Below are 12,547 nucleotides of genomic sequence, written 5' to 3'. Positions count from 1 at the left end.
TTGAATGGCCGGCGAACCTAACCGATTAAAACGCCCGGGTCAACATCGAAGCCGTTGACGTCGTCGCACGGAGTCTCGCTTCATCGCATTGTTTCATCGTCCGGGTCGGCGCAGGGCATTGTGTAAAATGCACATCGGGTGTTAGCTGCATCGTGCAGCGGGACAGGTTATCGTGATGGTCGGGCCGCCACGCGGGAATTGACACGTCTATGCAACCAAACGAATCCGCACGCCCGCTGTCGCGTCCCAAACGCATCGCGCAACAAGCCTTCACCGCACTCGAACATTTTCTGCACGTCGAAGCCGCGAGCGGCATCATCCTGCTTGCCGCCGCCGCACTCGCGCTTATCTGGGCGAACTCGCCTTTCGCTCACAGTTATCATGAATTTCTGGAGTCGCCGCTGACGTTCGGCGTCGGCGGATTCGTCTTCGCCAAACCCATCCATTTCTGGATCAACGATGCGTTGATGACCGTTTTCTTTCTGGTCGTCGGCATGGAAATACGGCGGGAGATGCACGACGGATCGTTGAGCGATTTGCGGCAGGCCGCGTTGCCACTGGCTGCCGCAATCGGCGGCGTCGCGGCGCCCGCGCTCATTTACGTGGCCGTGAATCACGGTTCGGACGCGGTGCGCGGCTGGGCCGTCCCGACCGCCACCGATATCGCGTTCGCGGTCGGTGTGCTGGCGCTGCTGGGCCGCTCGATTCCCTCCAGCGTGCGGATTTTCCTGCTGACGCTCGCCATCGTCGACGACATCATCGCCGTGCTGATCATCGCGGTCTTCTATTCGGCGGGGCTGGACTACAGCGGATTCGTGCTCGCGGGCGCGGGCGTGGTCGCCGTCGTGATCATGCAGCAGATCGGGATCGGCAGGGCGCCGGCCTACATCGTGCCCGGCGTGGTCATCTGGACGGGTTTGCTGATCAGCGGCGTGCATCCAACCCTGGCGGGCGTCGTACTCGGGCTGATGACGCCGGTGGTCGCCACCAGCCGGCACGAGCGCGTGCTCGTCGAACTGTCGCAAGCGGCCGACCACGTCAGGGAGACGGAGGTCACCACCGGTCACGATTTCGACCAGTTGGAGAAGCCGCTGCATACGCTGCGCGTCGCGCAACGCGAGTTGCTGCCGCCGGTCGTGAGAGTGCAGTGGGCGCTGCATCCGTGGGTGGGTTACGGGATCATGCCGCTGTTCGCGCTTGCGAATGCCGGCGTGACGCTCACCGGCATCCACCTCGCCGAAATCGAAACGCGCTGGATCCTGATCGGGATCGCGATCGCGCTGATCGTCGGCAAGCCGGTCGGCGTGTTCGTGATCAGCTGGTTGCTGGTGAAAATCGGCGCCTGCCGTCTGCCGCCCGAGATGACGTGGGGCGGTCTGGGCCTGATCGCATTGCTCGCCGGGATCGGCTTCACGATGTCGATCTTCATCGCGACGCTGGCGTTCGTGCAGCCGGATGCATTGAACGTCGCGAAACTCGGTGTGCTGATCGGATCGTTTATGGCGGGGTGTTTCGGGCTCGGCTGGGGCGTGATGTACGCGCGGCGGCAGGCGGGCTGAAGGCGGTCAGGGCGCGCGAGTTCCTGCGTCCTGGCTGCGGGTTGTACGCGGCCTGGATGTAGGGATTCATTCAAGTTTGAACTCGGTGGCCCAGCCGGACGTGGCCTGGCACCACGCTTGTTCACTCAACTTTGAACTATCTGAATTTTGGTTCAATTAACGAGGAACTATCGGGGTCGCCTACGACCACGTCAGATAGTGCCCGCGGTCTCTCATCGACCCACAACTGCCTTTCAAACCCAAGGTTAGGCCTATGGCAGGTCGCAGGGGCGAAGCGGTCACTCCAACTCGCGCGACCGAACGGAAAATACCCGGCTGGAACCGGCAGTTTGGGGGTTCCATTCAGGTGACAGTATCCCTGCGCTCAGAACGCGCCATCTCCTGGTGGCAGTCCCTTGAAGAGGTGCTTTAGGTCGTCCTCAAGCCATGAGGACGCCTCACTCGTTACCCGTGTTGTAATTGGCAGCGCGAAGCCGAGGCCGTCGAATCGATCTTGTATACGCCACCCACCAAACCGAGGTATGTTGGTGCTGCGTCTGCCGAGTTTCGCTAGCGCGTCTCGCGCTTCTTCCCACTTCGGAAAGCCGCTGGGTCCGCTGTCGGAAAAGGAAACGTCGGCACCGGCATCCTCCCAACATTGCACGGGGAACCAATGAAAATGGATCACAGAGGGACCGACGCGACGGTCACGCTTCTGGACTGTTAATTTCCAGCGGATAGGCAATATAGGGAAGTAGATCAGATCAGAAGAAACGTGCGGAAGCGATGCCCGGACGACTTCAGCATAGGCCGTCTGCACCCTTCGGTGTTCTTCGTCCAGCACCCGGCGATAGATCTCGTCGTCTGTGGTAAATGCGTTATCGTCCCATCCTACGGTGCTCCACCAAGTGTCGAGGGCGGTCACACCGACTGCACGCAAAAGAGCAATGTCGTCTAGGAGCGATTGGACGGAAAACCGCGGCCTGCCAAAGAAGGAGCCTTCGTCGATCCAGTAGTTCGCGAGTGGTCTGAGCTTGGACTCAAGGTGGTCGAGGTCATCGCTGATTCCCACATCGAAACGGTGCTTTCGGACGAGGTACCGGACACGGCCAAGCAGACGTTCTGCTATCCACGTCGGTCCGCCCAGTAGCTCAAGATGTTTCAGGGTGTCAAACATCGTGTCGCGCAAAAGGGTCATGCCGAGAAGCCGTGCGCTGTCTATTCGAAACCGAGATAGGTCGAGGTTTACTCCGCGAATTGTGCCAGGGAACTCCGGCATCGCCAGCTTTACGCGCGCTTGCCCCGGCTCGGCAGCATGCAGCTTATAAGAGATACCCGCGGGTATTGCTGTGGCCTGCCCTGTGGCAGCTAGGGGAGCGTCCACAACTCCTGTTAGCAATCCGAGGACCGACGCGCGCATTTCAGGAAAGAAGCCGATCAGGGGTTCATCGACGCCTTGAATTAGCTCTTGCAGGTAGTCTCTAGACAACTGCTCCAAGTTCAGATGCCGAAGATCATCGGAAACATCAAAGCGATAGCGCAGGGCATCGAAATAGAAGCTGATGTTGGTCGATGTCAAACGTTTCCAAAGCGCGGTCTGAAGTGGGCGACTGGGGAGCTGCGCCATAAGCAAGACAGGGAAGAATGAGTCCGCGGGAATCGGAAGCGTCGGGATTTGGCCTAACAGTTCGGGTTCGCTTTTGCGCGCCAATGCCACGGCACGCAGGTAGTCTGCGAGGCCGTCATGCTGAATTTCGACAACGGACCCAGACACTCTAACGGCGTTGCACTGGATGAGCTCATTCAGCAAAACACTCGGAAGAGTATGGCGGCTTAATTCTGCAATGGCGTCTGTAATAGTGATCGGAGCGACAACGGTCGCTTGGGCCATCGCAATAAGGGCCCGCTCGCGTTGTGCCTTAGATACGACGTCATCTGGCTCGGTTTCGAGCACTGTATCCAGCCACGACTGAAACAAAAAACCGATTTTATTGGGGAAAGTCTGCTCCCGTTTCCAATAATTTAGTGTCAGCCGGAGAAGTAGGGGATGGGCACAAAGCGATCGCAATATCGACGACATCATGCTTACGATCGAAAAATTCTGTGCGCTCCCGTCGCTTAAGACGACCTTCTCGAATTCGCGTACTTGTTCATCAGATAGTGGATCTAGCTCAAGGACGGGCAGCGGCAGCTGCGGTTTGAGCGCCGCCCGGGAGAAGATGTAGACCTGCACCAGCGGGTAATCGCGCTGCAAGTTAGAAATCTCAGCGGTAACTCTCTTTTGAAACTGTACTGTGGTGCGGTCAAAGCTGTCGCAGCATACGACTGCACCCGTGTCCCGCAATTGGGCTGACAAGGACGCTGCCGTGACGCCAGGCTGATGCGCCGACAGCCGTTCTTCGATGAACTTTACGAGCGACACGCTCGACTGCTCAAGGTCGGGAAGGGGGACGTCGAATGGAAGGGGCTTACCACTCCCAGACAACCGCTGTTCCATTGCTAGCATGAAAGTCGCGCGGGAAATTCGCGCTTCTTCACCCGCGCCATGCAGCAGACCGGCCATGTCGACGTGAAGGAACCGTTCAAGGGGCTGTTCACCCAGGGCATGGTCGTTCACGAGACCTACAGCCGTGGCCAGGGCGCCGCGCGCGAGTGGATTCCGCCGGTCGATCTGCGCATCGAGGAAACCGACGGCAAGCGCCGCGCCGTGCTTTTGTCCTCTGGTGAGGAAGTCGCCATCGGCGCCATCGAGAAGATGTCGAAATCGAAGAAGAACGTTGTCGACCCGGACGACATCATCGCCTCCTATGGCGCCGACACGGCACGTTTCTTCGTGCTCTCCGATTCGCCGCCGGATCGCGACGTCATCTGGTCGGAAGCCGGCGTCGAAGGCGCGCATCGTTTCACCCAGCGCGTCTGGCGCCTGGTCTCGGAAGCCTGCGACAGCCTGAAATCGGTGGAAGCGAAACCGGCCCATGCCGGCGACGGCCTGGCGATTTCGCAGATTGCCCACCGGACGCTGAAGGCGGTGCAGGGCGATTACGACAAGCTGGCCTTCAACAAGGCCGTGGCGCGCATCTATGAGTTCGTCAATGCCCTGTCGGCGCCGCTGGCGAAGGTCGCGGCCGGCGAAGCCGATGCCGCCTTCTGCAGCGCCGTGCGCGACGCCGTCGAGATCCTGGTGGCCATCGTCGCGCCGATCACGCCGCATCTGTCGGAAGAATGCGCAGCCGCGATCGGCTGCCCGGCGATGGTGGCGATGTCGCCCTGGCCGGTCTTCGATGAAGCACTGGTGGTCGAGAACGACGTCATGATGCCGGTGCAGATCAACGGCAAGAAGCGCGCCGAATTGACAATCGCCCGCGATGCGGATCAAAGTGCCGTGCAGGCCGCCGCCCTTGCTCTGGGCGCGGTGCAAAGCGCGTTGAACGGTCAGGCGCCCAAGAAGATCATCGTCGTTCCACAGAGGATCGTAAACATTGTCGTCTGATTTCATGTCCAAATTCGTGCGCATCGCCGCTGCGATCACGATGATTGCCGTTCCAGCCTTGCTGTCGTCCTGTCAGGTCCGTCCGCTCTATGCCGAAAACGGCGGCGCGACGGCGAAGATGGCGACCGTCGGCTTCACCGACGCCGTTGCCGCCGACGCGGCACAGCGGCGCGTCGGCCAGGAGGTCAGAAACCAGCTGATCTTCATCGCCGGCCACGGGGCGGGCGAGCCGACCAACCCGCAATATATGGTCAGCTTGAACGTCGTTTCCGGAACCGGGGGCGTCCTCTATCTCGCCTCCTCGGATACGTCGCAGGCGGGCCGGACGACCGTGACGGCATCCTTCGTCATCAAGCGCGTCAGTGACGGCAAGGTGATCAAGGCCGGCAATCGCTCGATGGTGGCGCTGGTCGACTTCTCGACCCAGGAATTTGCCAAGCAGCGCGCCATCCGCGATTCCGAAGACCGCGCCGCGCGCGAAGTGGCGCAATTTGTCGGTGCCGACATCGCCGCCGCGCTCAGCAAGTAAGCAGCCTATGGGGGCAGCGGTATGACGGAGATCAAATCCCACGAGTTCGAGGGATTTCTGCAGACGGCCGCCCGCAAGCACCGGCTCTTCGTCGTCTATGGCCCGGATCGCGGCCTGGTCTCGGAGCGGGCTGCACAGATCGCCGCCAAAACCGGCGTCGATCTCCAGGACCCATTTTCTCTGGTCAAGCTCGATGTCGGCGATCTGCACAACGATCCCGGGCGACTGATCGACGAGACCAATGCGATCGGCCTGTTCGGCGGCGCCCGCCTGGTCTGGATCCGCGGTGCTGCCAATGAGAAATCCGTCGTCGATGGGCTGCAGGCGATTGCCGCCGACCCGCCGGACGCCGCTTTCCTGATCATCGAGGCCGGCGATCTGAAGAAGACGGCAGCCTTGCGCAAGCTCGCAGACAGCCACCGCGCCGTCATGGCCATTCCCTGCTACGCCGACGATGTCAGGGCGCTGAATGGTCTTGTCGACCATGAATTGGCCGACGAAAAACTGCGCATCACCCCCGCCGCCCGGCAAATGCTGCTGGAACTGCTGGGCGGCGACCGCATCGCCTCGCGCAACGAGGTGCGCAAGCTGGCGCTCTACTGCCGTGGTCTCGACACCATCGACGAGCAGCATGTCATCGATATCATCGGCGACGCCAGCGCGGTGTCGGCAGACGATGCCGTCGATGCGATTCTGAAAGGGGATTCGGCCGGCTTCCTGCACGCGACGCAAAAAATCGTCGCCTCGAAGACATCGATCTTTCTGGTGCTGCAGGGCTGCCTGCGGCAGTTTCAGCTTCTGGACGTGATGCGCGCCGAAATGGACGAAAAACGTCTGCCGGCGTCGCAGGTGCTGCAGACCCACGGCCGGCATCTGCATTTTCGCCGCAAGCCGACAATCGAGCAGGCATTGCGGACATGGTCCGGCGAAGCCATCGGCCGCGAGATGAACCGGCTGCAGGCGGCGATTTTTCAGACACGCCAGCGGCAGAGCCTGGAAGACAGCATCGCCCTGCAGACCCTGCTGTCGACGACGCTGCAGTCGGCCCGCAAGGCCTAAAGACTCATCGGCGCTCCAGCAGCCGGCAGATCTCTTCGAGCTGCTCCAGCGACTTGTAGGTGATGCGGATCTGCCCGCCGCCGCCCTTGTGGGCAATGGCAACTTCCAGGCCAAGCGTGTCGGACAGCGTCCGCTCCAGCGCCAGCGTATCGGAATCCTTGTCGTCCTTGCGGGCGCCGGGCGGCCGCGGATCATTCTGCGCCTTGATGTCGTTCTGCGCCAGCCGTTCGGCATCGCGCACCGACATGCCCTTGGCAACGATGGTGCGGGCGAGGCCGGCGGGATCGGAGGTGGACACCAGGGCGCGGGCGTGGCCGGCCGACAGGCTGCCGCCGGAGAGCATGTCGCGCACCGATTCGGGCAGCTTCAGCAGCCGCAGCGAATTGGCCACATGGCTGCGGCTCTTGCCGATGATCTCGCCGAGATCGTTCTGGGTATAGCCATGCTCGGCGATCAGCTGGTCGTAACCGAGCGCCTCTTCCAGCGGATTGAGGTCGGCGCGCTGGACATTTTCGACGATGGCGATCTCCAGCGCCGTCTTGTCGTCGACGTCGCGGACGATGACCGGAATCTCGATCAGCCCGGACAGCTGCGCCGCCCGCCAGCGCCGTTCGCCGGCGATGATCTCGAAACGGCCGGCCGTCGTCGTCCGCACCACGACCGGCTGGACGATGCCATGCTGGCGGATGGACGAGGCCAGGTCCTGCAACTCTGCCTCGTGAAACGTCCGGCGTGGGTTTTTGGGGTTGCGGCTGATGAATTCGATCGGCACCAGGCGATCCGGATTGACCGGCGGCCTGCCGGCATCGACCGGCGCCGACTGGTCCATTTCGCCGATCAGCGCCGCCAGACCGCGCCCCAGGCGCCGCTTCGAAAGATCATCGTTCATCGTCTATGCTCGCTTCTTCTCAATCGACGGCCTCAGGCCGCCACTTTGCGCTGCCGCTCTCTCTGGATAACCTCGGAAGCGAGCTGCAGATAGGCCTGGCTGCCGGCGCATTTCAGATCGTAGAGGATGGCCGGCTTGCCGTAGGACGGCGCTTCCGAGACGCGCACATTGCGCGGAATCAATGTGTGGTAGACCTTTTCGCCGAGATGGGTGCGGACATCGTTGACCACCTGCTGCGCCAGATTGTTGCGCGCGTCGAACATGGTTAACACAATGCCCTGGATATCCAGGGACGGATTGACCGTGCGGCGCACCTGATCAACCGTCTCGAGCAGCTGGCTGAGGCCTTCGAGCGCGAAAAACTCGCATTGCAGCGGCACCAGCACGGAATCGGCCGCCGCCATGGCATTCATCGTCAGCAGGTTGAACGACGGCGGGCAATCGATCAGAATATAGGAAAATTGCTTGGCATCCGGCTCTTGCAGGGCACGCTTGAGGCGGAAGACGCGGTCGCTCTGCTGCGAAATCTCCATTTCGACACCGAGCAGGTCCATCGTCGACGGGACGATATAGAGGTCCGGGACGACGGTCTGCAGCGCCGCTTCGCCAACGCCATGCGAACCGATCATCAGGTCGTAGGAGGAGATCTCGCGGCGCTGGCGATCGATGCCAAGACCCGTCGAGGCATTGCCCTGCGGATCGAGATCGACGATCAGCACTTTTTCGCCGATGGCGGCCAGCGCGGTGCCAAGATTGATGGCCGTCGTCGTCTTGCCGACGCCGCCCTTCTGATTCGCCAAGGTGATGACGCGAATTCACGTAGCGACTGGGCGCACGGGCACGTTTTGCTTACAGGTCTGATTTGCAGCGGATGGAATCGCGAGAATGACCGAGTCCGGCTGAATGGCGCTTGTCCTGATCTACCAGAATATCGAAGGTCCCAGTCACCATGGGCAGCGGCAATGTCGCGCTTGTAATCCCGGCCTTGAGGCAGAAAAAGCCCCAAATGGCCCTTGCGTTTTCCAAAGGCTTTTCCGCCAACGCGACCAGTTGAGGCAAAGGCGCAAGGCCGCGCGCGCTGATCGCGTCGAGAGGGGGCAGGACTTTGAGAGCCTCTTCGATTCGCGCCGACATGGAACTTCGACGGGCGCCCCTGTTTTCACGTGAAACAGTTCGCAAGAACGCGCATTTGCGCTGGTCGCTCTCGATGAGATGCATTTTCGCGCCGGGCACATCGGCCAGCCGGATTGCCGTGACAAGGCCGGGAAAGCCGCCACCACTGCCGAGATCAGCCCAGACTTTGGCTTGCGGCACCGCTTCCGACACTTGTAGCGAATCGAGAAAATGCCGCTCCCAAAGCTCGGGCAGCGTGGAAGGCGCGACGAGATTGATGGTCTTCTGCCATTTGGTGAGAAGCCCGGCGTAGATATCGAGCCGAGCAAGGCAGGCGTCGGAGAGTTCGTAGACCTGGCGGAGACTACGAGCATCTTTGAAAAGCGATTTCATACCGCAGAAGCGGCCCGCTTGACGCGCGCCGTCAGCAAAGTGAGCGCGGCTGGCGTCATGCCCTCGATACGGCTGGCCTGCCCAAGCGTCTCGGGCCGGATCATTTCGAGCCGCGCGCGGATCTCGTTCGAGAGCCCATGCAGCGCCTGATAGTCGAGATCGGCTGGCAGCGCATAGCCCTCGTTCTTCTTATAGGCTTCGATATCGGACGCCTGCCGCTCCAGATAGACGGAATATTTCGCGTCGATTTCGATCTGCGCCATTACGCCGGAATCAATGGCTTTCAGCTCTGGCCAGATGTTTTCAAGCTGCGCGGCCTCGATATCCGGATAGGCCAAAAGCTCGAAAGCCGAGCGGCGAATGCCATCCTGATTGAGCTTGATACCATGATGGCTGGCCTCGTTCGGCGTCATTTTAAAGCCGTCGAGCAAGGCTCGCGCAGCCTCGATCTTCTCTTGCCGCGCCTTGAAGGCGCTGGCACGTTCCGGTCCAACCAGACCAAGCTCGACGCCAAGCCCCGTCAGCCGCTGATCAGCATTGTCGGCACGCAGCAGCAGCCGATATTCGGCGCGGGACGTAAACATGCGATAGGGCTCCGTCACGCCCCGCGTGACAAGATCATCGACCATCACGCCGAGATAGGCCTGACTGCGGTCGAAGCGCACGGCCTCACTGCCGCCCGCCAGCCGCGCCGCGTTCAAGCCCGCGAGCAGGCCCTGCGCTCCCGCCTCTTCATAGCCCGTCGTGCCATTGATCTGGCCCGCCAGAAAAAGCCCGCCGATCTGCTTGGTCTCGAGGCTCGGCTTCAGATTGCGCGGATCGATATAATCATATTCGATGGCATAGCCCGGCCGGAAAATCTCCGCCTTTTCGAGCCCCGGAATGGTTTTCAGAAAGGCCCGCTGCACAGTCTCCGGCAGCGAGGTCGAAATGCCGTTCGGATAGATCGTCGGATCGTCGAGCCCTTCCGGCTCCAGAAAGATCTGATGCGAGCCGCGCTCGGCGAAGCGCACGATCTTGTCCTCGATCGACGGGCAATAGCGCGGGCCGCGTCCCGAGATCGCGCCGGAATAAACCGCCGATTGCTGGATATTATCGCGGATGACCTGATGGCCCGCCTCTGTCGTCTCGGTGATGAAGCAGTCGATCTGAGGCGTGGTAATCGCCTTCGTCAGAAACGAAAAAGGCTCGGGCACGTCATCGCCCGGCTGGCGGGTGAGCGAGGCAAAATCAATGGTGCGGCCATCGAGGCGCGGCGGCGTACCGGTCTTGAGGCGGCCCAAAGTGAGGCCATGCGCCATCAGGCTTTCGGACAGCTTGTTGGACGGCGCCTCGCCGACGCGGCCAGCGGGCGTGCGCTGATCGCCGATATGGATAAGCCCGCGCAGAAAGGTGCCTGTCGTCAGCACGATGGCGCCGCAGGAAAACTCGCGGCCATCCAGCAGAGAAAGGCCCGTCACCCGGCCCTCGACCAGTTTCAATTCCGCCGCTTCGCCTTCGACAACGATGAGGTTCGCCGTCTCGGCAATCGCGGCCTGCATGGCAGCCGCATAAAGCTTGCGATCAGCCTGCGCGCGTGGACCGCGCACGGCGGGGCCCTTGGTGCGATTCAAGACCTTGAACTGGATGCCCGCTGCATCGGCCACGCGCCCCATAAGCCCGTCGAGCGCATCGATTTCACGGACGAGATGACCCTTGCCCAGACCGCCAATGGCGGGGTTGCAGGACATGGCGCCGATGGTCGCTTGATGCTGGGTGACGAGAGCCGTGCGCGCGCCCATGCGGGCGGCAGCAGCTGCGGCCTCGCATCCGGCATGGCCGCCACCGACAACAATGACATCGTATCCGGGATCAGACATTCGGGTCACTCCAAGTTCACGGGTGTTTTTCCGACTAGCGCCGGCTTGTCAAGAAGTTTCACGTGAAACATAGGTTCTCGACGCGCGAGACAATGTTTCACGTGAATCATTTGCCGACGCAGAATTCCGAGAAGATAACGCCGAGCAGATCCTCGACATCGACGTGCCCGGTGATTCGTCCCAATGATTGCGAAGCTGCGCGTAAATGCTCGGCGCGGATATCAAGACCAGCCATCTCGTCACCCACCGCCGCCATCATGTGCTGCAATGTCTCGGTCAGGAGCAGGCGATGGCGGCGGCGGGCAGGGACCGCCATCGTCAATCCCGCCGCCCGCTGCGCCAGTTCCTGCGCCAGCATCGTCCGAAGCCGGTCCAGGCCAAAACCGGACTGCATCGAGATGCAGACGTCGTAGTCGGCCGACTCTCCATATAAGTCCGACTTGGTACCGACGCGGATGGTGTTGGCCTTTTCTCCTGGCAGCGTAGCGGCGGCGTTGACCTCCTCCAGTGCCAGGACAACGTCGGCACCCTCCATCGTCAGCAGCGCCCGGCGAATGCCTTCCGTCTCGACGACATCGTCGGTCTGCCGAATCCCGGCCGTGTCGTAAAGGCGGACACTGTAGCCGTCGATATCCAGATTGACCTCCAGAACGTCGCGCGTCGTCCCGGCGATCTCGGTGACGATCGCCACGTCGCGATTGGCGAGCGCATTCAGCAGCGACGATTTCCCGCTGTTCGGCGGCCCGACGATGGCGACCTTGAGACCGTCGCGGACAATCTCGCCGAAGCGCGCGCCCTCCAGATGCATTTCAAGCGCCGCGCAGAGCTGGCGCAGGTCGTCCCAGACGCGCTCCGATACCGAACCGGGAATGTCGCCTTCGTCGGAAAAGTCGAGTTCGGCCTCGATCAGCGCGCGACCATGCGTCAGCCGGCTCGCCCAGCCGGCGTAAAGCTGCGACAGGCCGCCCGAACTGTGTTCGATCGCCAGCCGGCGTTGCATCTCGGTCTCGGCTGCCAGAAGATCCGCCAGCCCCTCGGCCTCAAGCAGGTCCATACGACCGTTGTCGAAGGCCCGACGCGAAAACTCGCCGTTCTCGGCCAGACGGCAGTGGTCGAAAGAGGACAGCTCGGCCAGCAAAGCGGCGACGACCGCCTTGCCGCCATGGATTTGCAATTCCGCACAATCTTCGCCCGTGAAAGAACGCGGGCCCGGGAAAAGCAGCACGATGCCCTTGTCGAGAATTGAACCGTTTCGAGTCCGAATCGTTCTCATCATGGCGCGGCGCGCTTCGGGCAGACTGCCGGTCAGCGCATCGACCACTGCAAAGGCATTGTCGCCGCTCAGCCGGACAACCGCTACGCCGGCGGGCAGGGCGCCGCTCGATAAGGCAAAAATGGTATCCGTCGATTTCGACACTGCTGCACCCAGCCGGTACGGATCCGAATCGAATCCTGAAACAAACGGGCCGCACAGGGCGGCCCGAAGGAAAGCGAAATCGAATCCCTGCTTAATCAGGTATTCATCGAGTCGAAGAAATCCGGATTGTTCTTCGTCTGCTTCAATTTGTCGATGAGGAACTCGGTAAAATCCGCGCTGAAAGCGAACGTGTGATTCTCGACGTTATGGGCGACAATGGCTGCAATGACCGAAGTGAAGGTCATGTGCCACAGCAGTTC

At 61.4% G+C, this 12,547-nt stretch carries 10 protein-coding genes; 4 read left to right on the top strand and 6 right to left on the bottom strand.

Annotated elements, in window-relative coordinates; translation table 11 throughout:
• The first annotated feature begins 209 nt into the window (after positions 1 to 209).
• Positions 210 to 1,559 (top strand): Na+/H+ antiporter NhaA, encoded by a 1,350-nt coding sequence (gene nhaA, locus PW947_RS02275; RefSeq protein WP_299629333.1) that lies wholly within the window; start codon positions 210 to 212, stop codon positions 1,557 to 1,559.
• 364 nt (positions 1,560 to 1,923) lie between these two features.
• Here the strand turns inward: nhaA and PW947_RS02270 are convergent, their stop codons facing one another.
• Positions 1,924 to 4,101, bottom strand: coding sequence for a hypothetical protein (locus PW947_RS02270; RefSeq protein ID WP_299629331.1), 2,178 nt, complete (start codon positions 4,099 to 4,101; stop codon positions 1,924 to 1,926).
• Here PW947_RS02270 and PW947_RS02265 point away from each other — a divergent pair.
• The 3 genes from PW947_RS02265 to holA are packed head-to-tail and all read left to right on the top strand — an operon-like array spanning position 4,084 to position 6,616.
• Complete coding sequence (locus PW947_RS02265) at positions 4,084 to 5,028, top strand: class I tRNA ligase family protein (RefSeq protein WP_299629329.1); 945 nt, start codon at positions 4,084 to 4,086, stop codon at positions 5,026 to 5,028. The two genes, PW947_RS02270 and PW947_RS02265, sit on opposite strands and share 18 nt — an antisense overlap.
• Before the next feature lie 4 nt (positions 5,029 to 5,032).
• Entirely contained in the window at positions 5,033 to 5,557 is a 525-nt protein-coding gene (locus tag PW947_RS02260; RefSeq protein ID WP_299629327.1) for a hypothetical protein, read from the top strand.
• 21 nt (positions 5,558 to 5,578) lie between these two features.
• Complete coding sequence (gene holA / locus PW947_RS02255) at positions 5,579 to 6,616, top strand: DNA polymerase III subunit delta (protein WP_299629325.1); 1,038 nt, start codon at positions 5,579 to 5,581, stop codon at positions 6,614 to 6,616.
• A 4-nt stretch (positions 6,617 to 6,620) separates the two neighbouring features.
• On the opposite strand, the gene PW947_RS02250 is transcribed toward holA, so the two are convergent.
• The 5 genes from PW947_RS02250 to mnmE all read right to left on the bottom strand — a co-directional run bounded on the left by PW947_RS02250 (position 6,621) and on the right by mnmE (position 12,287).
• Positions 6,621 to 7,505, bottom strand: a complete 885-nt coding sequence (locus tag PW947_RS02250; protein WP_299629323.1) for a ParB/RepB/Spo0J family partition protein — start codon at positions 7,503 to 7,505, stop codon at positions 6,621 to 6,623.
• 32 nt (positions 7,506 to 7,537) lie between these two features.
• Positions 7,538 to 8,305: a ParA family protein gene (locus tag PW947_RS02245; RefSeq protein WP_366146083.1), complete on the bottom strand. Its 768-nt coding sequence runs from the start codon at positions 8,303 to 8,305 to the stop codon at positions 7,538 to 7,540.
• A 49-nt stretch (positions 8,306 to 8,354) separates the two neighbouring features.
• Positions 8,355 to 9,011 carry a 16S rRNA (guanine(527)-N(7))-methyltransferase RsmG gene (locus PW947_RS02240; RefSeq protein ID WP_299629321.1) on the bottom strand — a complete coding sequence of 219 codons (657 nt, stop codon included), beginning with the start codon at positions 9,009 to 9,011 and terminating at the stop codon, positions 8,355 to 8,357.
• Positions 9,008 to 10,870 carry a tRNA uridine-5-carboxymethylaminomethyl(34) synthesis enzyme MnmG gene (gene mnmG / locus PW947_RS02235; protein ID WP_299629319.1) on the bottom strand — a complete coding sequence of 621 codons (1,863 nt, stop codon included), beginning with the start codon at positions 10,868 to 10,870 and terminating at the stop codon, positions 9,008 to 9,010. Before mnmG ends, PW947_RS02240 begins: the two co-directional genes overlap by 4 nt.
• A 106-nt stretch (positions 10,871 to 10,976) precedes the next feature.
• Positions 10,977 to 12,287 carry a tRNA uridine-5-carboxymethylaminomethyl(34) synthesis GTPase MnmE gene (gene mnmE, locus PW947_RS02230; protein ID WP_299629317.1) on the bottom strand — a complete coding sequence of 437 codons (1,311 nt, stop codon included), beginning with the start codon at positions 12,285 to 12,287 and terminating at the stop codon, positions 10,977 to 10,979.
• Positions 12,288 to 12,547 lie beyond the last annotated feature (260 nt).

This window comes from Paraburkholderia sp. (assembly GCF_028283785.1).
Classification (GTDB): Bacteria; Pseudomonadota; Gammaproteobacteria; order Burkholderiales; family Burkholderiaceae; genus Paraburkholderia.
This window is presented reverse-complemented; position numbering and strand designations above follow the sequence as displayed.